This window comes from Methylococcus capsulatus (genome assembly GCF_036864975.1).
GTDB lineage: Bacteria > Pseudomonadota > Gammaproteobacteria > Methylococcales > Methylococcaceae > Methylococcus.
Window position 1 is genome coordinate 740,170 of record NZ_CP104311.1, and the last position, 24,544, is coordinate 764,713.

The 24,544-nt window shown below is 64.1% G+C and carries 31 protein-coding genes; 9 read left to right on the forward strand and 22 right to left on the reverse strand.

Annotated features, from left to right (window positions below):
- The first annotated feature begins 31 nt into the window (after positions 1-31).
- Complete coding sequence (locus tag N4J17_RS03480; RefSeq protein WP_198322951.1) at positions 32-1,480, forward strand: efflux transporter outer membrane subunit; 1,449 nt, start codon at positions 32-34, stop codon at positions 1,478-1,480.
- 31 nt (positions 1,481-1,511) lie between these two features.
- Here the strand turns inward: N4J17_RS03480 and N4J17_RS03485 are convergent, their stop codons facing one another.
- From N4J17_RS03485 to rsxA, 8 genes are read right to left on the reverse strand one after another with little or no spacing between them, the layout of a single operon-like run.
- Complete coding sequence (locus N4J17_RS03485) at positions 1,512-1,883, reverse strand: hypothetical protein (RefSeq protein ID WP_198322950.1); 372 nt, start codon at positions 1,881-1,883, stop codon at positions 1,512-1,514.
- Positions 1,867-2,157: an RnfH family protein gene (locus N4J17_RS03490; protein WP_198322949.1), complete on the reverse strand. Its 291-nt coding sequence runs from the start codon at positions 2,155-2,157 to the stop codon at positions 1,867-1,869. The genes N4J17_RS03485 and N4J17_RS03490 overlap by 17 nt, the downstream gene beginning before the upstream one ends.
- 10 nt (positions 2,158-2,167) lie before the next feature.
- Complete coding sequence (locus N4J17_RS03495; protein WP_198322948.1) at positions 2,168-2,854, reverse strand: electron transport complex subunit E; 687 nt, start codon at positions 2,852-2,854, stop codon at positions 2,168-2,170.
- On the reverse strand, positions 2,851-3,555 hold the full coding sequence (rsxG, locus tag N4J17_RS03500; protein WP_198322947.1) for an electron transport complex subunit RsxG: 705 nt from the start codon (positions 3,553-3,555) through the stop codon (positions 2,851-2,853). The genes N4J17_RS03495 and rsxG overlap by 4 nt, the downstream gene beginning before the upstream one ends.
- Positions 3,552-4,631: an RnfABCDGE type electron transport complex subunit D gene (locus N4J17_RS03505; protein WP_198322946.1), complete on the reverse strand. Its 1,080-nt coding sequence runs from the start codon at positions 4,629-4,631 to the stop codon at positions 3,552-3,554. Before N4J17_RS03505 ends, rsxG begins: the two co-directional genes overlap by 4 nt.
- Positions 4,628-6,115, reverse strand: a complete 1,488-nt coding sequence (gene rsxC / locus N4J17_RS03510; protein WP_198322945.1) for an electron transport complex subunit RsxC — start codon at positions 6,113-6,115, stop codon at positions 4,628-4,630. The genes N4J17_RS03505 and rsxC overlap by 4 nt, the downstream gene beginning before the upstream one ends.
- Positions 6,116-6,117: 2 nt before the next feature.
- On the reverse strand, positions 6,118-6,666 hold the full coding sequence (locus N4J17_RS03515) for an RnfABCDGE type electron transport complex subunit B (protein WP_198322944.1): 549 nt from the start codon (positions 6,664-6,666) through the stop codon (positions 6,118-6,120).
- A 23-nt stretch (positions 6,667-6,689) separates the two neighbouring features.
- A complete protein-coding gene (gene rsxA / locus N4J17_RS03520; RefSeq protein ID WP_198322943.1) occupies positions 6,690-7,271 on the reverse strand; it encodes an electron transport complex subunit RsxA in 582 nt (193 codons plus the stop codon).
- Positions 7,272-7,557: 286 nt separating this feature from the next.
- Between rsxA and iscX the strand changes: the two genes are divergently transcribed.
- From iscX to N4J17_RS03560, 8 genes are all read left to right on the forward strand, one after another.
- A complete protein-coding gene (gene iscX / locus N4J17_RS03525) occupies positions 7,558-7,752 on the forward strand; it encodes a Fe-S cluster assembly protein IscX (protein WP_198322942.1) in 195 nt (64 codons plus the stop codon).
- Positions 7,753-7,873: 121 nt separating this feature from the next.
- Positions 7,874-8,377, forward strand: coding sequence for a BCAM0308 family protein (locus tag N4J17_RS03530; protein ID WP_198322941.1), 504 nt, complete (start codon positions 7,874-7,876; stop codon positions 8,375-8,377).
- An 84-nt stretch (positions 8,378-8,461) separates the two neighbouring features.
- Positions 8,462-8,626, forward strand: a complete 165-nt coding sequence (locus N4J17_RS03535) for a phosphoribosyltransferase (RefSeq protein ID WP_232470461.1) — start codon at positions 8,462-8,464, stop codon at positions 8,624-8,626.
- Positions 8,614-9,141, forward strand: coding sequence for a phosphoribosyltransferase (locus tag N4J17_RS03540; protein WP_277458352.1), 528 nt, complete (start codon positions 8,614-8,616; stop codon positions 9,139-9,141). Before N4J17_RS03535 ends, N4J17_RS03540 begins: the two co-directional genes overlap by 13 nt.
- Before the next feature lie 47 nt (positions 9,142-9,188).
- Complete coding sequence (locus N4J17_RS03545; RefSeq protein ID WP_338457634.1) at positions 9,189-9,722, forward strand: HPF/RaiA family ribosome-associated protein; 534 nt, start codon at positions 9,189-9,191, stop codon at positions 9,720-9,722.
- Positions 9,723-9,768: 46 nt separating this feature from the next.
- On the forward strand, positions 9,769-9,990 hold the full coding sequence (locus N4J17_RS03550; protein ID WP_198322939.1) for a hypothetical protein: 222 nt from the start codon (positions 9,769-9,771) through the stop codon (positions 9,988-9,990).
- Between the two features lie 294 nt (positions 9,991-10,284).
- Positions 10,285-10,419 (forward strand): hypothetical protein, encoded by a 135-nt coding sequence (locus N4J17_RS03555; RefSeq protein WP_255527241.1) that lies wholly within the window; start codon positions 10,285-10,287, stop codon positions 10,417-10,419.
- Positions 10,420-10,653: 234 nt separating this feature from the next.
- Positions 10,654-10,989, forward strand: a complete 336-nt coding sequence (locus N4J17_RS03560; RefSeq protein ID WP_198322937.1) for a hypothetical protein — start codon at positions 10,654-10,656, stop codon at positions 10,987-10,989.
- On the opposite strand, the gene N4J17_RS03565 is transcribed toward N4J17_RS03560, so the two are convergent.
- The 14 genes from N4J17_RS03565 to N4J17_RS03630 form a co-directional block, all read right to left on the reverse strand.
- Positions 10,924-11,190: a hypothetical protein gene (locus N4J17_RS03565; RefSeq protein WP_198322936.1), complete on the reverse strand. Its 267-nt coding sequence runs from the start codon at positions 11,188-11,190 to the stop codon at positions 10,924-10,926. The genes N4J17_RS03560 and N4J17_RS03565 overlap by 66 nt on opposite strands.
- Positions 11,191-11,226: 36 nt before the next feature.
- The gene (locus N4J17_RS03570) at positions 11,227-11,451 is read right to left on the reverse strand and encodes a hypothetical protein (protein WP_277458353.1); all 225 of its coding nucleotides are present in this window, start codon (positions 11,449-11,451) and stop codon (positions 11,227-11,229) included.
- 309 nt (positions 11,452-11,760) lie between these two features.
- Entirely contained in the window at positions 11,761-12,030 is a 270-nt protein-coding gene (locus N4J17_RS03575) for a type I restriction-modification system subunit M N-terminal domain-containing protein (protein ID WP_198322934.1), read from the reverse strand.
- A gap of 118 nt (positions 12,031-12,148) precedes the next feature.
- A complete protein-coding gene (locus tag N4J17_RS03580; RefSeq protein ID WP_198322933.1) occupies positions 12,149-12,367 on the reverse strand; it encodes a SlyX family protein in 219 nt (72 codons plus the stop codon).
- A 3-nt stretch (positions 12,368-12,370) separates the two neighbouring features.
- Positions 12,371-12,751 (reverse strand): YajD family HNH nuclease, encoded by a 381-nt coding sequence (locus N4J17_RS03585; RefSeq protein WP_198322932.1) that lies wholly within the window; start codon positions 12,749-12,751, stop codon positions 12,371-12,373.
- Between the two features lie 62 nt (positions 12,752-12,813).
- Positions 12,814-14,112, reverse strand: a complete 1,299-nt coding sequence (locus N4J17_RS03590; protein WP_198322931.1) for an APC family permease — start codon at positions 14,110-14,112, stop codon at positions 12,814-12,816.
- Between the two features lie 20 nt (positions 14,113-14,132).
- Positions 14,133-14,927, reverse strand: coding sequence for a protein-L-isoaspartate(D-aspartate) O-methyltransferase (locus N4J17_RS03595; protein WP_232470460.1), 795 nt, complete (start codon positions 14,925-14,927; stop codon positions 14,133-14,135).
- A 154-nt stretch (positions 14,928-15,081) separates the two neighbouring features.
- Positions 15,082-18,489: a DUF748 domain-containing protein gene (locus N4J17_RS03600; protein WP_198322930.1), complete on the reverse strand. Its 3,408-nt coding sequence runs from the start codon at positions 18,487-18,489 to the stop codon at positions 15,082-15,084.
- Between the two features lie 105 nt (positions 18,490-18,594).
- A complete protein-coding gene (locus N4J17_RS03605; protein WP_198322929.1) occupies positions 18,595-19,587 on the reverse strand; it encodes a hypothetical protein in 993 nt (330 codons plus the stop codon).
- 108 nt (positions 19,588-19,695) lie between these two features.
- Positions 19,696-20,691: a DUF364 domain-containing protein gene (locus N4J17_RS03610; protein ID WP_198322928.1), complete on the reverse strand. Its 996-nt coding sequence runs from the start codon at positions 20,689-20,691 to the stop codon at positions 19,696-19,698.
- A gap of 17 nt (positions 20,692-20,708) precedes the next feature.
- Positions 20,709-21,020: a hypothetical protein gene (locus N4J17_RS03615; RefSeq protein ID WP_198322927.1), complete on the reverse strand. Its 312-nt coding sequence runs from the start codon at positions 21,018-21,020 to the stop codon at positions 20,709-20,711.
- 31 nt (positions 21,021-21,051) lie between these two features.
- Positions 21,052-22,173: a molybdenum ABC transporter ATP-binding protein gene (locus tag N4J17_RS03620; protein ID WP_198322926.1), complete on the reverse strand. Its 1,122-nt coding sequence runs from the start codon at positions 22,171-22,173 to the stop codon at positions 21,052-21,054.
- Between the two features lie 14 nt (positions 22,174-22,187).
- Positions 22,188-23,759 carry a flavin monoamine oxidase family protein gene (locus N4J17_RS03625; protein ID WP_198322925.1) on the reverse strand — a complete coding sequence of 524 codons (1,572 nt, stop codon included), beginning with the start codon at positions 23,757-23,759 and terminating at the stop codon, positions 22,188-22,190.
- 209 nt (positions 23,760-23,968) lie between these two features.
- The gene (locus N4J17_RS03630; RefSeq protein WP_198322924.1) at positions 23,969-24,529 is read right to left on the reverse strand and encodes an L-threonylcarbamoyladenylate synthase; all 561 of its coding nucleotides are present in this window, start codon (positions 24,527-24,529) and stop codon (positions 23,969-23,971) included.
- Positions 24,530-24,544: the final 15 nt, after the last annotated feature.

The following is a 24,544-nucleotide window of genomic DNA, read 5'->3' on the forward strand; positions in this document are numbered from 1 at the left end:
GCCCGAAGGAGGCGCGCTACGGAGGACGCGCATGAAGCCGTTCCGTCAGACCTTGACCGGCGCTCTGGCCGTAAGCCTCCTATGCGGATGTACGCCGACTCGGGTCGCTCTCCCGCCAGCCCCGTCCGCACCCGCAAACTGGGCTCAGGCACCCGCGGTGCCAACATCCGAGCCTGCGGCCTTGAAGCACTGGTGGAAGAAATTCGACGACCCGGTTCTCGATGGACTGATCGACCTCGCACTGGCTGCCAACTCGGATCTTCGGAGCGCCCAGTCCCGGGTGAGGGAAGCTGCGGCCATGGTGGTCGTTACCGAATCCTCGCTTTATCCCGGCATCGACTTCTTCACTTCCGGCGGACGCGAAAAACGGATCGACCGCATCATTGCCGTGCCAGGTGCCAAGGGCTATCAGCTGATCACCCCCACCGCCGACATGGTGACCGGTGGCATCGCCGCACGCTGGGAGCTGGACATCTTCGGCCAGCGCCACCTGGAAGCCGAAGCAGCGGCGGCGCAGGCGCTGGGCGTGGAAGAAACGCTGCACGCCGCCCAGGTCGGCCTGCTGGCGCAAGTGGCTACGAACTACCTGGAACTGCGCGGCGTGCAGCAGCAGACGGCCCTGTTCGAAGACAATCTCAATGTGCAGCGTGAGCGGCTGAAAACGCTGAAAGCCTTTTACCGCGCCGGCCTCGCCGAGGAAGCCAGCGTCGCCGGACAGGAAGCACTGTTGCAAAGCGCGGAGGCGGCCCTGCCGGCACTGAACGAAACCGCCATCCGCCTGATCCATCGCCTGAGCGTGCTGACCGGTCAGCCGCCGCAGGCGCTGCAGGCCAGGCTGACCAAACCCCTTCCGTTGCCGGCCTCGACCCCTGCCGTCCCCAATTTGTTGCCGTCGAGCCTGCTCGCGCAGCGCCCCGACCTTCGCCAGGCCCAGGCCGAAGTCATCGCCGCGGCGGCCAGCCTGGGGGCTGCCCGCGCCGACCTGCTGCCGAAACTGGTGCTCTCGGCCAGCGGTGGCTTCGGGGCCCTAGCGGTCGGCGGTTTCCCCAGCCTGGCCGAAAGCGTCTACGCCCTCGGCTCGGGCCTCACCGCACCGATTTTCAACGCAGGACGCATCCGCGCGCAGATCGCCGCCGCCGACGCAAGGCTCGACCAAGTGGCCGCGAGTTACGAAAAGACCTTTCTGGCGGCGCTCGAAGACGTGGAAAACGCCTTCCTCGCGCACCGCACGGCGAATGAGCGCTGCAACCGACTGGCAGACGCAGAAACCGCTGCAGAACATGCCCGGCATTCGACCGAAGCACTGTATCGACGGGGAGCGGCGAATTACCTTGCGGTGCTGGACTCGAAAGCTTCGAAACTGTCCGTCCTTGGCGAAAACGTCAAAGCCCGAACCACCGCGCTGGTTGCGCTGGTCTCCTTATACCGGGCGTTCGGCGGAGGCTGGCTGGATGAACCGGTTGCCGTTAAAACGGACTGACAGGAACCCCGACTTCGGCGATGCAGGTGGCTCATTCCCCCAAAGCCTCCAGCAGCTTCGCCTCGCCCTTGATCACCTCGCCTCGTCCCCAGGCCGTTACGCCCTCCACGAACCAGCGCGGATCGGTAGGGTGCGGCAGGACGATGTCGAACTCGGCATAAAACGAACCGTCTCCATGGAATTTAATCTGCCCGACGCTATGACCGCGGGCGTCACGCCAATGGCCGCAGAGGGTCTCTTCGCCGCTGTAGGGGTCCCTGCTGGATTCGAACTCCGCCTGGTCATAGAAGGGCAACCGCGCAAGCCGGCCCGGGGCGATACCCAACTTCTCGATTTCGTCCAGGAGCCTTGCGCAGACGGCCTCGCCGCAGCGTCGAATCTCGGCATCAATCGTCGTCGTCATCGTCGTCATCAGAAGCGATCTTGCGACGCCGCACCGTCTTGGGATCGGCCGTGATGGGCCGGTATATCTCAATGCGGTCACCTTCCTTCACCGGGGCGTCCAGTTTCACCAGTTTGCCGAAGATACCGACTTTCTGGACGCTCAGATCGATCTCCGGAAACCGTTCCAGAATGCCCGAATAGCGGATGGCCTGTTCGACCGTGCTATCATCCGGCATTTCCATCCGGAGCCACAATTGGCGGTCGGCATCCGCATAGCAAACGCCCACGTTCATCCCGTCTCCTTCAAGTCTCCACCACCGTTTCGCCCACCGTGATCGACCGGCGCTGGCGGACGGCCAGCCGCTTGTCGATCAGCTTTTTCCCCGCCAGCAGGAAACCGAGCATGAGGAACCCGCCCGGCGGCAGCGCCATCAGCAGGAACCCGCGGTAGCCGTGAATGAACGTCGTTTCCAGCCAAGCGAACGAATCGCCCATCAAAAGGCGTGCACTGGCGAACAAGGTACCTGCGCCAAGCACTTCCCGGGCCGCCCCCAACACCACCAGGGCCAAGGTGAAACCCAGCCCCATCATCAGCCCGTCCATCGCCCCATACGCCACGGGATGGCGCGAAGCATAGGCCTCGACCCGGCCCAGGATGGCACAGTTGGTCACGATCAGGGGGATGAACAGGCCCAGCACCTTATGCATCTCGTGCAACCAGGCATTCATCATCATGTCCACCAGCGTCACCACCATGGCGATGAGCACCACGAACACCGGGATGCGGATCTCCGAGGGGATCAATACCCGTACCCAGGAAACCAGAACATTGCATACGACCATGACCGCCAGGGTGGCCAGCCCCATGCCGAGCCCGTTGGTCGCGGTGCCGGTGACGGCCAGCAGCGGACACAGGCCGATGCTCTGGCTGAAGACGATGTTGTTGTCCCACAAGCCGTCGCGGCTGATTTTGCGAAATTCCGGATTCATCGTTGACCTCCTGTTGCGGGCAATACCAGCTCGGTGCGGTGCCGCCGGAAGAACTCAAGGCCCTTGAACACCCCCCCCACCACCGCACGCGGGGTGATGGTGGCGCCGGCGAACTGGTCGAAATCACCGCCGTCCTTCTTGACCCGCCAGCGCTCGTCCGAGGTGTTGTCCAGCGAACGGCCGGAAAAGGACAGAATCCAGTCCGACTTGGCAATTTCGATCTTGTCGCCCAGCCCGGGGGTTTCGGCATGGGCCACCACCCGCACCCCCAGCACCGTACCGTCGGCCTTCACCCCCATGACCAGGGCGATCGGGCCGGAATAGCCGCCGGCAGCGGACAGACTGAAGGCAACGGCGGTGACCTCGCCGTCCTTGCGAGCCAGATACACCTGAGTCTCGCCCAACCCGGTGTCGGACACTGTTTTCACCTCGTGCAGCAGATCGTTGTCGTGCAAATCGGGCGGCAGCACCTGCTCCAGCGTCGCCAGCAGGTCCTCGGCCTGGCGCTGCTCGATGGCCCCCTGAGTGGCCAGGTCTCCCACTCCCAGGAGCAGGCTGGCCAGCAGACCCGCGGCAGCCAGCAGTCCGGTCTGGTAGTCCAGCCGCTGGCGCAGAGTCTCTATGTCGTCGAACCGCTGCCGCAGCCGCTCCCACCGGCTGATGGCTTCCGCCCGCAGATTCTCAGGCATCATACTGCTCATCGCCGCCCTCCCGGCAGGTCCAAAGGCCGACCCTTGAGGTCGCGTCCGTAGATGCGCGGCCGTACGTAATGGTCGATGACCGGCGTCAGGGCGTTCATCAGTAATACCGAGAACCCGGCGCCTTCCGGGTAAGCCCCCCAGGTGCGGATGACGAAGATGAACAAGCCGCAACCCGCGCCGAATATGAGTTGCCCGGCCGGACTGCTGGGTGACGTGACGTAGTCGGTGGCGATGAAGAACGCCGCCAGCATCACGGCGCCGGAAGTGAGATGAAAGACCGGTCCGGCATAGCGTTCGCCGTCGATCAAGGCGAAGACCGAGGCGGAGAGCGCCACCGTCGTCAGCAGGGATAGGGGGATATGCCAGCTGATGATCTTTTTCTTCAACAGCCAGAGTCCGCCCACAACCACCAGCAGGGAGGAAGTCTCGCCCAGGCTGCCTGCTTTCCAGCCGAGGATCGCCGCTAGTACGTTGTAATGGCCGGAAATCAGCGATTCGCTCAATCCCCGCCCCTGCGAAAGCTCAGTCTTCCAGTTGCCAATCAGCGTCGGTCCGGTCATGCCATCCACCGCAGGCGCGCCGGCGAAAGTGATGGCCAGACTGTCGAACAATCCCGGCGCGGACGAGGAAAATGGCAGCGAAGGCAGCGTCCAGGTGGTCATTTCCAGCGGAAACGCCACCAGAAGGGCCACACGCGCCAGCATCGCCGGATTGAACGGGTTCTGACCGAGGCCGCCGAACACCTGTTTGCCGACCACGATGGCGATACCTGCACCTACCACGCCGATCCACCACGGCGCCCAGGGCGGCAGCGTCATGGCCACCAGCCAGCCGCTCAACATGGCTGAGCCATCCCGCAGAATCGCATTGACCGGTTTGCCAGCCAGGGCGAGACAAGCCGCCTCGAACACCAGAGCCGAGAGGACGGTCACCGTCCACAGGAAAAACGCGGGCCAACCGAAGATCACCACACCGAACACAGTGGCCGGCACCAGCGCCAGCATCACCGCCGCCATGATCCCCTGGACCTGGCTGTCCGAGCGGGTAAAGGGGGCGCTCAACAGCGACAGATTCATGCGGCCTCCTCCGTCTTGCGCTGCGCCTGAGCCTTGCGCTGGGCAGCCAGGGCCGCTTGCTCGCGCTTTTGGCGCTCGAACCGTGCCTGCCGCTCCTCCGCCAGGCGCTTGGTCTGCTCGGTCCTGTGCTTCGTCTGTTCCCGCGCCACGAGCTCGCCGCTGGCGTACTTGAAATAGTGTACGAGCGGGATTTCCGAAGGGCAGACATAGGAGCAGGACCCGCAACTGATGCAGTCCTTCAGGCCGTAGCCAAGCGCGGACTCCAGTTGTCCGGCCCGGATCCGGGCCATCATTTCCAGCGGCAGGAGTCCCGCAGGACACGCGCTCACGCAGCGTGCGCAGCGGATACAGGCCTTGGCATCGGACGCGGCCACCTCCTGCCGCGACAGCGCCAGGATGCCGCAGGCGCCCTTGACCAGTGGCACCCTGGGATGCGGCAGAAAATCGCCCATCATGGGACCACCCATGACGTAGCTCGCGGTATCCTCTGGACGATGGCCGCAGAACGCCAGCAGATCCGCCAGCAACGTCCCGATCGGCGCTTCGACGTTACGCGGCGCACTTACCGCCGAACCGCTGACCGTGACGATACGGCTGACCAGCGGTCGGCCGAACCGCACTGCCTGTTGCACCGCATAGGCCGTGGCGACGTTGTGCATCAGGACACCGATGTCGGCGGAACGCCCGCCGGCCGGCACCTCCTTGCCAGTGAAATAGCGGATGAGCTGCTTGTCCCAGCCCATCGGATAAAGCGAGGGCACCTGCTGCACCTGCACCTTGCCGCCATACGGCGCCGCTGCGGCCGACATCGCGGCAAAAGCCTCGGGCTTGTTGTCCTCAATGCCGACAATCGCCTGGTTGCATTCCAGGCCGTGCAGCATGATGAGGATGCCATCAACGACGTCCGCCGCCCGCTCGCGCATCAGCCGATCGTCACAAGTGAGATAGGGTTCGCACTCGCCTCCATTGATCAGCAGGGTCTGAATCCGAGTCTTGCGCCCCAGGTTCAGTTTCACGGCGGAAGGGAAAGCCGCCCCACCCATGCCCACCACCCCGGCCGCACCGACCCGGGTACTGATTTCCTCCGGCGGCAGACTGAACGGATCGGCGAGCTCGCATGTCTCGATCCAGCGATTCTCCCCGTCGGGTTCGAGCAGCAGCGTCGGTGTCGGCAAGGCGGACGGATGGGCCGCGGGATACTCCAGGATGTCCGTCACCACGCCCGATGTCGGCGCGTGCACCGGTGCCGAAATCGCGCCCTGACCCGCCGCCAGCAGTTGGCCCCTGAGCACTTTCTCACCCACCCGGACCACGGGTTCGGCGGGCTGGCCGGCATGTTGCTGTAGCGACAGATAGAGCCGCTCCGGCAGCGGGAACGCGGTTTCGATGGGCCGGTCGGCGGTGGACTCTTTACGCGGCTCCGGATGGACGCCGCCGCGAATCCTGCCGGACGTCCCGAACGGGAAGAAGCTGAGCGCCGCCATGGTCAAGCCGCCTTCGCCGTGACCGTGTCCGGACTGGGCCAGCGCCAGTTGCGCAGCGTCACTTTGACGGGATGGAGCCGCAGACATTCGGTCGGACAGACGTCCACGCACTTGCCGCAGGCGGTGCAGGCATCGGCAATCACGGCATGGATCTGCTTGGGCGCACCCACCAAGGCATCGGTCGGACACACCTTGTAACAGCGGGCGCAGCCGATGCAGGTGGATTCGTCCACCCGCGCCACCATCGGAACCTGATCCTCCACCTCAGACAAGTCCAGATCGATCGACAACTTGTTGGCCAGCTGCTCGGCAAGCGCCCGCCCGCCGGGGGGACACAGGGTTGCCGGCGCCTCGCCCGCCACCAGCGCCTCGGCCGCCGGGCGGCAGCCGGGATAACCGCACTGGCCGCATTGCGATCCCGGCATCATGGCCTCGATCTCATCGATCAGCGGATTTTCTTCCACTTTCAGATAGCGCGCCGCGGCACCGAGCAGAAACCCGAGCGCGAGCCCCATGCCGGTCAGGCTGATGATGGCAAACAATATGTACATAGGACTCTCCTTCGGGTGTCGGTTCAATGCGTGGCCAATCCTGCAAACCCCATGAACGCCAGGGACAGGATGCCTGCCGTGATGAAGGCAATGGGCGGGCCGGTGAAGGACTCGGGCACGCTCATCAAAGCCAGCCGCTCCCGGATGCCAGCGAAAATCACCATGACCAGGGTAAACCCCAGCGCCGAGCCAAAGCCAAACAGCGCGCTGTGAATGAAATCGTATTCCTGCTGGATGTTCAGCAGTGCCACCCCCAACACCGCGCAGTTGGTGGTGATCAGCGGCAGAAAGATACCCAGCACCTGGTACAGCACCGGGCTGGTCTTCTTCACCACCATCTCGGTGAACTGGACCACGGCCGCGATCACCAGGATGAACGAGAGGATGCGCAGGAAGCCGATGCCCAGAGGCATCAGGACGAAATGCTCGATGAGCCAGCTCGCCACCGCGGTCAGGGTCAGCACGAAAGTCGTGGCAAAGCCCATGCCGATGGCTGAATCGAGCTTCCTTGACACCCCCATGAAAGGGCATAGTCCCAAGAACTTGACCAGCACCACGTTGTTGACCAGGGCCGTGCCGAGCAGCAACATCAGGTAGTCGTTCACACTCAAAGCCTCCTCGGAGGTTTTAGCTTGGCTAACGCATAACGCATGCCAATGGTGAGCCGCGGCCCTTACCCCAACAAGTGTGTGCAATTGCAGCACCGGGCAGCATCGGCCGCCGAATCGCGGCTTGTCAGGAATTGCACATGACCCTCCAATTCATAGGGCTTTGTCACCTTTGCGACAAACCTGGCCGGTCGCCATAGGGGATGGCCGGGGGATGGAGCCGCCTGGCCGCAAATTTGCTCGGTCCATGAGATGACCTTTTCCGACACCTTGGTACCCGCCCATGAAATGGAACGACACCTACGATATTGCCGCCGCCCTCGCCGATCAGCACTCGGACGTCGACCCGCGGTATGTGCGCTTCACTGATCTGCTGGCATGGATCACGGCGCTGGACGGCTTCGCCGACAGCGCCGACCGATGCAACGAGAAAATTCTGGAAGCGATCCAGATGGCATGGATCGATGAGGTCAGCTAACAGACAGCGGTCCGGAACCGCCGGAAAGTGCGGCAGCACTTTCCGGCATGGCTTGACGGGCAGGTGAGGCGGGTCGATGATGGGTTGTGAACCTTGCTCATTGAACCCTACGAGGCGACCTATGACCGGACCCCGCAAACGATTCGACCCCGCCCACCAGCCGCGCCGGGACAGCATGTTCGAAGAGCATGTGCACGATCCCTACCGCGCCCGGGGCAAATGGCCGGAGCCAACGGTATGCCCCGAATGCGGTGCCGTCTTCCATCAGGGACGCTGGCAGTGGGGAGAGGCGGCGCGGGATGCCGAACGGCATCTTTGTCCCGCATGCCAGCGGATGCGCGACCAAGTACCGGCGGGTGAGTTGACGCTGAGCGGGGCTTTCTTCGTCGCTCACCGTCCGGAAATTCTGAACCTCGTCCGCAACACCGAAACTGCCACCCGGACGGAGCATCCGCTCGAGCGGATCATGGCCATCGAGGAAAGCGAAGACCGCACCGTCATCACCTTTACCGACAAGCATCTCGCCCATGGCGTCGGGGAGGCGCTGCGGCATGCCTACCAGGGTGAGATGGATTCGCACTACACCGATGAGGATGCGCTCCTGCGGGTATCCTGGAGCCGCTGACAAAGGAGCGAGCCTGGCCGCGGCCGCCGCCAGTCCAGGCACGCGGTGAAGCTGCCGGAAAAGGGTGAGCAGGCTTCACCGACTATGATCGATCCCTTCCTTCCCTGCGAGTTGGTGACCTGGAATCAGGTGTGCCGGCTATGCCGGCGTGTGGCCGAAAGCATCCGCGCCTCCGGCTACCGGCCCGAAGCCGTGGTAGCCATCGCCAGGGGCGGTTACGTGCCGACGCGGCTCCTGTGCGATCCTTAGGGCTGTACGACCTGCAAAGCATCCGTATCGGCCATTACCAGGCAGGGGCACGAAAAACCGAAACGGCGCGCTGTTATTCGCCGCCTCCCGCAAGCGTTTGCGGACTCAGGGTGCTGCTGGTCGACGATTGCAGCGATACCGGCGATACCCTCCGCCTGGGCTTGGAGCAGCTTCGAACCTGCCGCACGCGGGACGTCAAAATTGCGGTACTGCATCACAAAAAGGTTACACCGATCGTGCCGGACTGCTATGGGCGGCAAGTCCGCTCCTGGCGTTGGCTGAGTTACCCCAGGGCACTCACCGAAGACCTGAGCGGTTTCATCGGCGCCATGGAACCCGACCCGACGACAACGGAAGAGGCCATCCAGCAACTGTATCGCCGGCATGGAATCAAGGCGCCGCGGCCTTCCGTGGCCTACGTGCTGGCCTTGATACAACAGCGCCCTGGACTCGAGAAAACCGACCCTATCGACGCGGACCGAAAAGGTCTATCGTTGAACATCGAGCCGAAATGAGTGAGGGGGAAGCAATGAAACTTTCGCCGCAGATCACGTTTCGAAACATGTCGCCCTCCGAGGCGATGGAACGGAACATCCGGGAGCGGGTCGAGAAGCTGGATTCGTTCTACGACGGGATCATGAGCTGCCGGGTCATGGTCGAGGCATCCCACAAGCACCACCATCAGGGCAACGTCTACCACGTGCGAATCGATCTCACCGTGCCAGGCCATGAACTGGCAGTCAGCCGGGACCCGGGGCTTGATCATGCCCACGAGGACGTCTATGTCGCGATCCGGGACGCCTTCGACGCGGCGCGCAGGCAGTTGGAAGACCTGGAACGGCGCCAGCGCTCCCAGGTCAAGATGCACGAGGTACAGGCGCACGGCCGGATTTCCCGGCTGATCCCGGCGGAAGACTACGGCATCATCGAGACACCGGATGGCCGGGAAATCTATTTTCACCGGCACAGCGTGGTGAATTCGGACTTCGACCGGCTGACCGTCGGCACTGCAGTGCGCTTCGCCGAAGAAATGGGCGAGGAAGGACCCCAGGCCAGCTCGGTACGGGTCGAAGGGAAACACCACCTGATCGGATGAACACCGGTCTGCGAATCCCGACAACGCTTTTTTGAGGGGAACCACCATGAGTGATCAGCTGCTGCGAGACATCGAAACCGTAGCCCCGGAAAATCTGGACGACCTGCTGCTGGTCATCGCCAGGAATGTGGAAGAAAGCCTGAAGAAGGGCGGCGCACGGCCGGGCATCGATTATTCCATCCTGGATCTTTATCAACTCGCCCAGCCTTTCGCCCTCGAGATTTTCAAGAAGAACATTGACATCATGAACTACGCGGTCCGTTGGTGACCCGCGACGCCGCGCCACCGACGATGCGGGCGGCCGTGGTCGGGTTCGGCCGGCTGGGGCGGGCCTGCGTCGAGGTCCTGGCGCTGGACGATCATTTCGTCCCGGCCGGTTTCGTCCGGCGTCAGCAGATGATGGCGGTACCGCTGCCCCCGCGTTTCTCGGCCTGGCCGGCGGTAACCCACATCAGCGAACTCGGAACGGTCCACGCCGCACTGGTCTGCGTGCCGATCGCCCAAGTGCGGGCTTTGGTCCAGCCACGTTCCCGCATGGCCCATTCGCGCCGCACTGGTCTGCGTGCCGATCGCCCAAGTGCGGGAGGTGTCGCGCGAACTGCTGCAGCGAGGCATCCCGGTGGTGGAATGCGCGCGATTCGAGGGCAGGGACTTCATCGAGCACAAGGAAGAGATGGGACGCATGGCTGCCCTTTAGGAAACTCCGGCCATCGTCGGCGCCGGGTGGGAGCCCGGCGCGCTGTCGCTGTTCCGCAGCATCTTCGCCTTCCTCACCCCGAAAGGGGAAACCGAGATGACCCACCGACCGGCCGGAACCAGCCTCCACCATTCCACGATGGCCCGCGCCGTGCCGGGCGTGAAGGATGCACTGTGAACCGAGCTGCACGTCCCCGGCGGCAAACGGCAGCGCTATCTGTACGGGGAGCTGGACGTGGGTGCCGAGTTCGACCGGGTGGAAGCGGCGCTCCGCAGCGATCCGCTGTTCCTGGGGGAGGAAACGCTGGTATTCCAAGTGGAAGACGTTTACGCCCTGGAGGACGAGGGACAGGGCATCCTGCTCAAACGTTACGGCACGGCGGCACGCACAGCCCACCAAATGCTGCTGTTCGAGGCCCGAGTTTCGGAACTGGCGCTCAGCGCGCAGTACATGGCCGCCGCCGCACGTGCCCTGCCGGGGCTCAAGGCCCGCGCCTACTCTCTGTTAGACCTGCCGCTGGGCGCGTTGTGGGGCCGGCTGCGCGCCGAAGCCGAGCAGCAATGGATCTAACGGCTGGACCGAACGATCGCCGGCCCCGGCCTTGCCCGAGCGCAGTTCATCGATGATCTTCTGTCGCTGCGCAAAGACCTCGTTCCACTGCTTGCCCAGCTTGCGCACCTTGGTGCCGACGTCCTTGCCGAGAACCGGCGTGTCCTTGTAGTGGTTGCGCGATCTGGCGTAGATGTAGACCAGCCGATTGGCGTCGCCCAAGTACGGCAGCCCTGCGGGGGCGCGGCAGCACCGTATTCAACGATGACCAGTGTGGGTATGCCGGCTTACGGCCTGACGATCTCCGGCCACAGATCGCACCGCCGCGGGCGGATTGTGCTGCTCGATCAGCTCGATTTTCCAAGCCCGATTCCATTTCTTGAGTTGCTTTTCGCGGGTGATGGCTGCACGCATGTCCGCGTGTTGTTCGTAGTAAACGAGGGTATGAACCTGGTATTTCTTGGCAAAGCCCTTCGGCAACATCGTTTTTGTGTTCCCAATACCCGTTTGACGAGGTCGCTGGTCACGCCGATGCACGGTGTACCTTTGCGTTTGCTGGCGAGGATATAGACGGACGGCTGTTTCATGGGGTGACCTTGGATTCCCCCCGCTTTTGCGGGCATGATGGCTTGCGCGGGAGTCATGGCGTTTACATATACCCCAACCCCTTCAAGAACCCATGCAGCGCCTACACCGCCATGTCGCGCTTGGCCTCGATCTCGGTCACCGTCACGCGGTACTCGTCCCACCAGCTCTAGAACGCGGCGACGATGCCGCACACCTGGAAGGGGTCTAACAGGCCGATGGCTTCAAGTGATTCGCTGAAGCTGGCAAGCAGGTCGTTGCGCTTTCGGCGGCGAGCCGCGCCGCGGCCTCGGTCTTGCCGCCTTCCATCTCGAGGCGGATCACCTCCTCGCGGCGCTGGTCGAACACGTCGGAGCAGCGCGTCAAGAACAGCATCCCGAAGATGTATTCCTTGAACTCTGATGCGTCCATCTTGCCGCGCAGGATGTCGGCGGCTTTGAAGAGGTGGCGTTCGAGTTGAGGAAGGGTCAAGGGCATGGGCGATCTTCCTGATTCTTCATGGCTCGCCTTTCCGGCACGCGGTGCATTCGTGGAGTGCGGCTTCGCTTCTGCCGGTCCCGGCGCCACGGTGCTCCCGTTCCGTCAGAGGACTGGCTCAGTAATGCGGCGGCTTTTCGTCCGCCGCCGGAGCAGCCGCCTCGGCCAGCGCCGACATCTGCTGCACGCGCTCGACCACCTGCCGGATTTTGGATTCGAGCTGATCGATCTGTTTTTGCTGCCGTGCGAGCACTTCGTTCAAGGTGAGAACGGTGTCCTCCAGGTAAGCGAGCTTGGTTTCGATGTCGACCCGCCGCGCCTCGTTTTCCACCGTCATGGTTTACTTTTTCGCCTTCAGCAGATCGGCCAGGCCGGCGAAGGCATTGTGGGTGAGCGTGGTAGCCTGCCGTGCCCCGGGCTCGACCTTGCCGGTCAGCTCGGCGCTGAGATAGCGCTGATGCTCGTTGTCGTGACAGTACAGGCACAGCAACTCCCAGTTGCTGCCATCGGCCGGATTGTTGTCGTGGTTGTGGTCGCGATGATGCACCGTGAGTTCCCGCAGATTCTTGTGGTTGAATTCGCGGGCGCAGCGTCCGCAGACCCAGGGGTACATCTTGAGCGCCTGCTCGCGGTAGCCGCGCTCCCGCTCCTCCTGGCTGCGCCGGGCTTCGGCGACGATACGGTCGAGTTTGTTGGAATCGGGGCTGGTCTTTCTTGGCATGTCTTTCGGCGACGGCTGCGCGATTTTTGGTTTCGGTACCGCCATTTTACCCGGGAAGTCCGTCAACTGGAGCCGGTGCGGGCGTTTCCGGACCAGATGGCGCCCATGCGCCAAAGCGCCCACACCGCCGGCAACGTGGCCAGACCCCAGAGGGCGGCCTGGGGCTGGCGGACCAAGGCGGCGGCAGTCATGGCGAGGACCGCCAGCAGGTAGACCAGCGGCGCCCAGGGCCAGCCGATGACGGGACAGGCATCGCCTTCCTTGAGCCGCAGCCGGATCAGGCCGAAGACCGTCGCCGCGGTGCTCAACCCGAGGGTAAAGCCGGTGTAGGTCAGCAAATCCTTGAAGCCCGCGCTCCATAGCAGCACCAATGACAGGGCGCATTGGAGGAAAGTCGCCCGTCTGGGCGTACCATCTTCGTGCAGCGACAACCAGGGCGGAAGATACCCGTCCCGCGCCATGCACGCACTGACGCGGGGACCGGCCATCATCATGGCCGAAACCGAGAGGGACAGGGCAAAAGCCACCAGCAGGGTCAGAAAATCCCCCCAGACGGGGCCGCCCAGGGCGAGCGCCGCGGCACGGCCGATGTCCGCCTTGCCCGCCAAATCCTCGGGAGCAGCGGAAAACATGAAAGCAGTGTTCAGCGCCAGATAGAGCACAGTGACCAGGCCGGTGCCCAGCAGCAGAGCCCGCGGCAGGCTGCGTTGGGGGTCGCGCACTTCGCCGCCGAGGTAGACGGCAGCGTTCCAGCCGGAATAGCTGAACGACACCCAGATGAGCGAGGAAAAGAAGGCGCCGAAGCCGGCGCCGCCACTCGATCCGGTCGCAAGAGCAAGCGGCGCGATGGCCAACCGCGGCCAGGCCAGCACAACGAAGCCCGTGATGAGCACGAGCTTGAACACGACGGCGAAGTTCTGCACCCAAGCACCCGCTGGACCGTGTGCGCCGTGGAGCAAGGCGAACGCGGCCAGCAGCAATGTTCCGGTGAGCTGAGGCGCATCCCAGGGCATCCAGGGCGCCAGGTACTCACCGAAACCATAGGCGGCGGCAGCCATGGGCGCGGAAAAACCCACCACCACGGACACCCATCCGGCCACATTGCCGGCGGCGGGATGCAGGGTACGGGACAGGAACAGGTATTCTCCCCCCGATTCCGGGAAACGCTGCGCCAGTGCACCGTAGCTCAGGGCGCCGCAGGCGGCGATCGCTCCGCCGACCAGCCAAGCCAGCAAGACCAGCCAAGGCGACCGTAACGTCTCCAATAGGAAGCCGCCGGTGGTGAAAACGCCGGAACCGACCATACTGGCCACCACCAGCAAGCTGGCGGAAGGCAAGCCGTACCGGCGTACTTCGTGCATTGTCAGCGCTCAATGCCGCATCATGGCGGCGTCCCCTTCAAAACCTCGCCGGTCATGGGGACGAATCGGACGGGCAGGATCGCCCGCCGTTCCAGTTTTCCGCCCTGCTTTTTCAGCAGGTACAGCTCCTGGTAAGACGACTGGCCAAGGGGAGCGATCAGACGGCCACCGTCTTTGAGCTGTCCGATGAGGGGCGGCGGCACCTCGCTCGCCGCACTGGTCAGGATGATCGCATCGAAAGGCGCGGCTTCCGGCCAGCCCCGGTAACCGTCTCCGATCCGGACCTGCACGTTGCCGAAGCCCAGACGCTGAAGATCGGCCTTGGCCCTTTGCCCCAGCGGCTCGACGATCTCGATGGTGTAAACCTCCGCCACCAACTTCGAGAGCACCGCCGCCTGGTAACCCGAACCGGTCCCGATTTCCAGCACCTTGTCGGAGGGCTTGGGCTCGAGCCGCTCGGTCATGAAGGCGACGATGTAAGGCTGGGAAATCGTCTGTCCGAAGCCGATGGGCAGCGGGCTGTCACTGTAGGCGTAATCCCGCAGCGGCGGGGGCACGAATTCGTGCCGAGGCACCTCGGCCATCGCCTGGAGCACCCGCGGATCGCGGATGTCGCGCCCGGCGCCCTTGAGCTGCAACTCGACCATGCGGCTGCGGGCCGCAGCGTAGTCGCCCGGCTGGGCAAGAACGCAGCCGAGGGGAACCGACGCGAGAGCCAACAGGCAGCCGAGCAAGCGTACGACGGCGAGTGGCCGGCTGCCACACCTCCCCCCGGCGTTAAGCGGTGGACGAGCGTGGATCGGTAGTATCGTCATGCGGTATCACCTCGATGTTACTCAAGCCCGACACCTTTGCCGAACTCAAGGATGCGGAGCAATATGCCCGTCGGAGAGTACCTCACTGTCGCGGCTGATTCCATCGGCCAAGCGCCCAACGCTCCGTTCATTCTCATACCGATGTCGCGCGGGGTCAGCCCCCTGCCGGCTTCACCGCCAGCCGGATGACGATCCGCCCGTCCCTGACATCACCGGATGCGGTCTCGCCGATCTGGATGCGGCCAGAGTCAAGTGCGCCCCGCTGCGTCAACACGCTGGCCACCGCCTGGGCACGGCGGCCGGCCAAAGTCGCCAAATCCTGAGCCGACAGCGGCGCGGTTTCGACCAGATAGTCGAACAAGGCCCGATAGAACGCCGAATCCGGACTGGGGCGACCCATCAGGGCGGAAACGCGACCGATACGCTCGGCCTTTCTGCCTTCCTTCTTTTCAAAAGCGGTCTGAAACTTTTCCACTGCGTTCGGACCACCGCGCTCGCCGGCCAGTTCCTCGAGCACCGACTGGGTCGCGGTACTATCGAAGGGGACCGGCCCCGGCTCCTCCTCCGGCGACCACCGGAAACCCAGCTTCCCGGCCACGGCCCGCCTCACCTGTAAGGACTTCAGCGCACGTCCGTCCAACTCCGGATCGAACCCGCCCTGCACTTCCAGATCGAGTTGCGGACGCTGGACCAAAACGATCATGATATTGTTGAGCTTCTCCAGTTCAGGTGGCGCGATGTCGGCGCTGCCGGGCTCGAACAGCACGCCCCCCATGTCTTCGCCGTCGCCAACAAACAGGCGGCCCAAGGCTCTGAACGGCGCGGTCACCGTCCTGGTGATCACGTTGACGAAAGCCTCCCAGATCACTTTTCCATAATCGAACCTGGGATTGCCGAGATCGCCCTCGACGGGAACCGATACGTCGATCTTGCCGTCGCCGTCGGTCAGCAGCGCGACCGCCAGGTCGAGCGGCAGCGAAACCGCCTTGGGGCTCTCGATCCGCTCGCCCAGGGCGAACCGTTCCAATACGATCCGGTTGTCGTTCTTCAGCCGGCCGTCTTCGATCTGGTAACGGATGTCCAGGTTGAGCTTGCCCGAAGTGATTTCCCGGCCGGCAAAGGTCGCGCTGTAGGGCGACAGAGACGGCATGTCCACATTGCGGAACGCCACGCTGACGTCGCCGAAATGTTTCGGCGCCAGGGGGCTCAGCTGACCATAGACGTTGACCGCGCCGTAGCGGTCGACCTGCCCGTGGAACTGGAGCATCGTCCGCGCCTCGGGCCGGGTCGAAAGGCCCGCCGCGGTACCGAAAAAATCATGGATCCGGGTGGCGAAGGGGAGGACGAGCGACCTATCGCTGAAATCGATGTCGCCCTTCTCGACACGAACGGCTTCCACCGTGACGAGCCACGGCTTGGACTGTTCCGTCCGGCGCCGGCCTTCGACGGCTTTCGGTGCCGCGCCGGGCGGCCGGTCGCCGGCGAAAATCCTCTGGATGTTGGTCGAGCGATCCTCGAAGATCTCCATGTTCCAGCCCGGCTCGGCGATGCGCACATGTTTGACTGCCAGCCGCCTTTCCGCCAGTCCGAAGTCGAGCATTTCAGCGGACAAATTCTTCCACGACAGGAAACGCTTGCCGGTGGCGGTCTCTTTCACGAGCAGCCCGCCCACGCTCAAATCGCCCTTGGCCTTCAAGGCCGTGCCGGTATCCTGCCGGTAACCGAATTCGAGTTGCGCCGACAAATCCCCGCTTTCGAGCTTGAGGCCCGAGAAGCGGGCCAGCAGGGGATGGAGCGATTTGAGATCGATCCGCCCCAGCCGGACCTCCCCATCGGCCTGGTCCAGCCTTTGGGACAGCGAACCCGACGCCTTGAACTCCCCGCCCTGCCTGACCGCGAATGCCGCGTCGAACGTCATGGGCGTATCCACGCCGCTGGCGACCGGCCCCAAGCTCAGCTGCAGATTTTCCAGGTCGTAGGCGATCGCCGGGGTGAAGGTTCGGTCGGCCATGGCCAAAGCGAAATCCTGCAGAACGACCTGCTGCACTGCGTAGCGCCATGCCCCCGCCTCCGGCGGCTCCGGAGGACGACTCGCGCTGGCCTTGGGCGCCAGCGCCTCCGCCGGCATGATGCCGCCCGCCGTCTCGCGCACGATGCGGGTGCCGCCGCCTTTCAGCGTAATCCGGCCGATCGCGGCTTCGCGTTTGGCCAGATCCAGATTTGCGTCCTCGACCGTGAGCGATTCCAGGGTCGCCAGGTCTTCCCGCTGCCCCGAGACACCGGCCGCGGTCAGCCCGATGTTGTCCATCCGGATTGTCAGGCGGTTTATCGCCGCCTTCCAATCCTCCGCCCCGACCTCCATGTCGGCGGCAAACGAAAGCTCGAGCGCGCCGACGCCGAGGCGGACCGGCGCACGCCGGGTGGCATCGGCATAATCGACGGCGATCTCGGCCATGCTGAAAGCACCGACCCCGACCCGCCACGGCGGCTCCGGCTGATCCTTCGAAACGGGAGGGGCGGCGGCCAGTGCATCTGACCTCGACAGTTTCAGCCAGTCGATTTCGCCCGCTTCGTCGACAGCCGCGCGCAAGCGGCCTTCCCGGATTTCGAACTTCGGCACGCGGACCAGGCGGTTTCCCTGATCGAATCCGACCTCCTTCGCTTCGATGCGGGCCAGGTCCAGGATCGGTTCCGAACCTCCCTCCGGGGTCAGCTTCAGTCCCTCGATTTGCGCGTTCAGGCCGCTCACGCTCAGAGCGAGTCCGGCCGGCCCTTCGGCCAGCCTATAGTGCGCGACGCACCCCAGTTCACCGACCGGCTCGGCCAGAGCGAGCCGTTCCTTCACGAATGGCCAGAGGGCCGCGAGCGGGACATTTCCGACTCGCAATTCGCCCTCGGCATAGGGCGGATTGATCGAAACCCTGCCCCGCCAGTCGAGGATGCCGCGCTCACGGAATTTCGCGGTCACATGCTGGGTTCCCTGGGCTTCGGGCAAGGTGGAAAGATCGGCGACTTCGATATCGATGGAATCGAATGTCTCGTCGAAAGGCGCCGTCCTCGACCGGTCAGCGAACCTGACTTTGCCACCGACCATCGACAGATGTTTGAAGGTCACCGCCAGGGGCTGGCCCTCCCGCTTCCCCGGTTCCGCCGATTCGGGCAACTCGTTGCCGAGCTTTGCGAGATTCAGCCGCCCTTCCGCATCGACCACCAGATCGACCGAAGGCCGTTCGACCAAAGCTTCGGAAAACGTCCACGTGTTGTCCAGCAAGCCGACCGGATCGAGATCGAGGAAAAGGCGCGCGAAACTCAGCAAGGGCTCACCCGAAACCTCAGCGAGCGCGCCCCCCCGCAGCTCGAGGCTGAAGCGGAACGGATTGAAGCTGACTTCGGCGATCGATAGCTGCCGTTTGAGGTACCTGGCAGCCAGCTCCGGAGCAAACTGTTCGGCCAGCTTGGGCAGCAGCAAAAACCCCAGCACCGCGTACAGTCCAATCAGCGCCAACACCGCCGCGAATGCTTTGGACCACGGCGTGCGCAGCCACTGCGGGAGGAATGTCATTCTCGTCTGCCTGTACGCCGCTTTCCTCCCGGACTTTCTACCACAGATCGAGACCGCGGCCCAAACGGACGCAAAACCCGGCGCGCTTCCCCCGGGAAGGACGGTTCACAGACAATAAGGCTCCGCAGCCCACCGCTTCAGCACGGCAGCATCCCGGTCGGGCAGATAGGCATAGTCCTTGGCCAGGTCGCGCTGCACCGCTTCCCCTACATGCGGCGAAACCAGCCCCTTGAGCATGTAGAAGTACCAGGCAAAGGGATAGCCCGCCTGCGCATCGAAGCGGTTGAGGAGCGCTGCCAGGGCCTTGCCCTTCTTGCCGTCCGGCCCTTCCAGGCGGGGCACTTCGCGGGTGCGGTTGTGGACGGTCTCGACGTTCATGATCTGCTCGCCATGGCGGCCGATGTGCTGGAACAGGCGTAGGCTCCATTCCTCGCAGAAGATCTGGTGCTGGCCCGCGCTACTGGCGTTCCAGTCGTCCATGAAACGCTGGGCGGGGTGGCGGTCCGCGCGATGCCGCCCCAGCTCGCGCATGAATAAGGCCACATCGGTTTTGCGGCGGTAGGTATAGCGGGCGGCACCCACTGCGAACGGCTGGATCTCGACTGGCTCGATGGGATCGATCAGCCCTTCCAGATCCTCTGGCGGATTTTCCGGGTCGATCAGATAGCGGTCCGCGGTTTCCTGGGTCCGGTCCACTTCGATCTGGACGAAATCCTCCGCCCGGCCTCCGGTCTGGGCCACGAGATAAAGTGTCACGCCGGTGTGGTGGGTAGCCAAGTAGCCGCCTTCCTCACAGTGGGCGAGCAGCGTGCTGAAATTTTGCCCGCATTCGATGTAGGTGCGCTCCGCCCATTCGCCGATGTCCGCCGCGATCTTCGCGCCGTTCGGCTTGACGATGCCGCCCAAGCGGTACCACTCGTGCCCCAGGCGGGCGAGGTGCAGCGGATACTCTGGATAGGCCTGGCGCAGACGGTCCAGCAGGCCCGCGTCGCCGCAAGAGGCCAACGTGTCCTTGCAGAGCCGGTCCAGCAGGTGGCCGTCGAACCGGACCGGGGCGTCCATATCGTGCTCGGGCGAAACTCTGACTTCAGCAACCATCAAAACCGTCTCCACAAAAAACTTGATTCCGACCGCATTGTACTGCCCCGGCAAAACCGGTCAAATTGCATGGTTATTGGCGCATCCGATGATGCCGGTGGTGGCGGGTCAGGGAGAAACGCCGGAGAACCGTGCCGGTGCCGGGTCGGGAAAGGCGTCCCAGAGCCGCTTGAAACAAGTATCGAGACGCGACAAGCGGCGGTCGACCGTTTCCAGTTGCGCATACTCCGGAAAACGCACGGTATTGCCCCGGGCATACCATGCTTCCATGTCCTCTTTGAGGCGTTCCCGCTCCGCCGTCGCCTGGACGATCATGCGCCGCGCCCAGTCCTTGGTGGATTCCGGGCCGATGGCCGCGATCCGGTAGCGCACTCCGGCATCGAAAATCCGCACGCCCCCGCCTTCACACACGGTGTCCTTCAGAACTTCGGTATCGGCGATCTCCACACCGGCCAGATAGTCGATCCCAAAGTGCCGTAGTTCCGGCAACCAGGGGACGGTAGGCCCCATCAGGACCGTGTTGGCATCGCGCGCCAGCGCCGCAAGACGTGGAAAGGTCTTGTTCGGAATCGAGGTGGCGGTGAGGAATACCCAGTCCGCTTCCGGAAGCAGGTACTCGCAGGCCGAATCCGGCAGGTCTTCCGGACCGGGCTGACGCTCGAGGACCGTCAGTTTCAGGGCGTGCGCTTGGGCGAAGCGGTCCAGGCCGGGATAACGGCCGATCACCACGACCCGTTTGCCGCGCATCTCTGCGAGAAAATGCTCGAAGACGGCAAGGTTGTTATCCGCGCCGTCTTTGGGCGCCAGCGTCACGCCGTCCGGAAGGATGCCGAGCCGGTTGATGCCGGCATTGACGGCCGCCATGCCCACCGTAGCCCGGTACGGGTCGAACTCCCGCACCCAGGCGACCAGTTCGGCCAGGGTCTTGCCGCGCAGCGTACCGGCCCAGGGAAGCGTCCGGGTCTGAACGCCCGGGCTCATCGAGAGCCCCACGGCATCGGCTTCGCAAAGCGTCCAGACCAGACCGATGACCAGCCTCCCGCTGGGCACCGGCCCGCCAGCATAATCCTGCAACAGATCGTAGATTTCGTAAGGATTCGTCATCCCCGACAGCGGGCCGGTCAGCCGTCGCGGTTGGCCAGAGCCCGGTTCTGGACCGCGCGGATGCGTTCCGAAAGCCCTTTGGGGCTGCGCGCATAAGCCTCCCACGCCGCATCCAAAGCGGCCTGCGCGGCGGCGGCTTCGTCCGCCGTGAGCGGCAGCCGGCCCGCCATGTGGGTGGCTGCCGGCATCGCCGCCAGGATGGCATCCCGGTTGGGGTGCTCACTGACGGGAACCAGACGGGTGGCTTCCTTGTGGCCGTCGAGGCAAACGGCCAGTCCGATGACTTCGACCTTACGGCCGTCCTGTGTGCTCTTGATAAACGTACTCATCGATGTTTGCCTTGGGAATGAGCCCGATGCTTCAGTGAATGACTGATACTTCCCTGGAGTCCGGAGGTTGTCCGTCCCTTGACGGGTTGCCCAGGTAGGAGAACGCATGCACCTTGATCAGGCAATACACGATATCTCCTTCCTGCAACGCCATTGCATGGAGCGCTTTCAGCGAGATGCCCGCCAGCAGGGTGATACCGCAGTCGATCTGTACGACCGCGTGCCCCGGCGTGCGGATGACAGCGCATACCCGACCCTTGATCTGGTTCTGGATCGACGTTCCCCGCAGATACTGCTTCGACAGCGCGATGTCGCTGGAGCGGATGGACACGTTGACGGAATCCCCGGGCGCCAGATGCGCGGCCATCGGCAGCACCAGCGCGCTGCCGTGATAGTAGGCGATCGTGCAGCCATTTTCGGCTTCATGCCCAAGCACCGTCACGGGAAGCACGCTTTCGATGCCCTGCAGGACGGACCCGGCGGAAAGGATTTTGTCGGTGATGATTTCATGCGGGTCCCCGAATCCCAGCACGCGCCCGTTGACCATCAGCACCATGCGGTTGGTGAGCTGCAATACCTCTCCCAGGGAATGGCTGACATAGATGACCGAAACGTTCAGCTCATCTCGGACCCGCGTGAGATAGGGCAACAGGGCAGAGTTGGAAACACCCGAGACTTCGAGCTGATCGTCGAGCAGCAGCAGGCGCGGCGCCGGGATGAGCGCGTGTGCCAGTGCCACCCGCTGTCTCTCGCCGGCAGGCAAAGCCTGAATGCCAACGTCGAGCAGAGGTTGCAGTTCCAGGAGATCGACCACCCCGGCGAATCCGAAGGTGCCACTTCGAACCGAATTCCGGTGGGTATCCCGAAGCAGTTCGCCGACCGTCTGCCTAGGATGGCTGGCCGGATCGAAACGCACGAGACCGATCCGGCGGCGGGGCGGCGGCACGCGCACGCCTTGACGACTGTCGAAAACCGTCTCGCCGCCCAGCCGGATCCAGCCGCGCTGCGGCATGACGACTCCGGCGATTATGCTCAGCAAGGTGCTTTTGCCGGCGCCAGGCGGTCCGAAGCATGCGGTCATCGGGCTGTCGATGGCGAGCCGGGCGGACAAATCGAAATGGTCCCGGCTCAGTCTCACGTCCAGTTCAAGCATCGGGCGATCCTCCGTCACGCCGCCGTCCGCACGACGAAGCGGCCCGCCAGGAGGGTGTTTACGTCGTAGGCGAACTCGCGCCAGGCGGCAGCCAGATCGCGGGCCGTAGTTTCCAGATAATCGGATGAAGGCCGGTGTTCGGACGGAAAATTGGACAGTGCACAGGAACTGCCATTGAATGCAATGGCTTCATCGAGCAGGACCTTGTTGAAGCCGACGAAGGGCGCCAGCAGGTCTTGCGCCAGTGTCGCAAGACCGGTTTCGATACTTCCGGCAGGAGGCTCGAAGGAAAGCTCGCCGAGTCTTGCCAAGGCTTCGCTGTAAACCTGCTCCATCACACCGAGCACGGCCCGCTGGGTAAGCTGCTCGGTGCGCTGGCTCGCGAGATTCTGATGGAGCAGACGTTTGTAGCGTTCGAGCACGACCCCGCGCTGAGCAGCCACCCACTCGCCGAAACCGGCAACGGCCTGCTCGTTCCGCCCGCCAGACGGTGCGAGCGAAGTCCGTTCCACGATGAGGGCCCTCTGGAGCCGGGCACCCGCCTCCAGAGCGCCTTCAAGGTAGCCGCCGCCATAGCTCGCGGTCTCCGAACCGCCGAAATACAACCGCCCGCCCCATTGCGGCCGCCGCAGCAGGGGGTGGCCATATTCCGGCTGATTATCCGGCGGCACGTGATCCCGCCGGCTGCAGGTATAGGGCTCCGCCGCCCAGTCCTGGAAGTGCAGCTCGCCATGCTCCGCCGCGCTGCCGAAGACTTGTACCATCTGGCTCGAAACCAACATCGGCATGCCCGGCAGCAACGCGACCCTCGCCGCCGGGGGCAGTGCCAAGAAGCCGCCCAGGGCGGCCCGCTCGGCAGTGGCGTCACAGGCATCGAAGATTTCGCCGAGAACCACATGCTCATGCCGGACGAAAGCATTTCCCGACTGGCCTGCCGTGCGCCAGAACGGTTTGTCGTAAGCCACCAGTGCTTTGGCCTGGTCGGCCATCCAGGAATAGGTGTCATGCAATGCTTCGAGTACCTTGCCGTCCAGGGCCGGCTCGAAACGGATGCGCTCCTCGACTAGGCGCGGCGGCATCGCGAGCACCGTGCGGCGCGCGGCAACGACGATGGTTTCCCCACCATGGACGAAGCACAGTTCCACGTGATCGCCGCGGTCGGTCACGGCGGTCAGCTCATGACCGAGCCTCAGTGCTTCGGGAGGAAGACGCTGGATCAATGCCTCCACCAAGCTCGCCATGCCGCCTTCGACACGATGGGCGCCGTCGTGCAGACCGGGCCGGCTCAGTGTATCCGGCGCCTTGTCGTGATCGGTGAGGTAGAGGACCTCCCCCGTATCGTGCTGGGGAAAGCTACGCAAGCCGAGATCGTTCACCAGCTTGAACATGCGCGGCTGGATTTCCGGCCAGAACCAGGTGGGCCCAAGGTCCAGCGCCATCCCAGCCTTTTCGCTATGCACCGACAGGATGCGTCCGCCCAGACGGCCGCGAGCCTCGAACAGGACAAAGTCGCACCGCCTGGCCTCTAGGCTCTGCGCAAGCGCCAAGCCGCACAGTCCGCCGCCGACGATGGCAATTTCGAGCATGGTGGCTCCTCACATTCTGGGATCGTTTGACGATTCCCAGCAAACAGCGTTCCATCGCCCAGGCGAGTGCGCGAAGAGTTCCGAAGGCCGTAAGTCTGCTTGGGTTTGCCGGCTCCGGTACGGTCCTGCCGGAGGCATCTATGCCGGCTGATTGCGACACTCGGGCAGTGCCTGGACGCACCTTTGTCGGATTTGCGACAGGCGCCGCTTCAGCGGATGCGCCGTCCGCTCATGGCGTCGAAGATGGCGGTGGGACGAGTGGCGCCGCCGAGGCGGCCGGGCAGGAAATGGACCGCCTGTCGGGAAAACTGGCACCACAGCCGTACCGGGGTATGGGCGGGCCGGTGTCCGGACAGATTGGCGCTGGTCGACACGATCGGCCCGCCAAAAGCGCGGCACAACGCTGCCGCCACGGGATGGGCGGTAACGCGGACCGCCAGGGCATCATGGGTACCGCGCAGCCACTCGGGAATGCCCGGGCGGGGTGGGATCAGCCAAGTCGTGGGACCGGGCCAACCCGCGCGCACCTCGGCGCTGAGCGGCACGCGGGCCAGATCGACCAGAGCCTCGACGGCTTCCACATCCGCCGCGATCAGGATCAGGCCCTTGGTCTGGCTGCGGCGCTTGAGCGCCAGCAGCTTGCGGACGGCTTCTTCATTGAACGGATCACATCCCAGACCGTAAACGGCCTCAGTGGGATAGGCTACGGTCCGGCCTCGGCGCAAGGCATCCGTGGCAAGCCTCAGCCGGAACTCGGAAATCCAGCTCACGCGCGGAGCCGATGC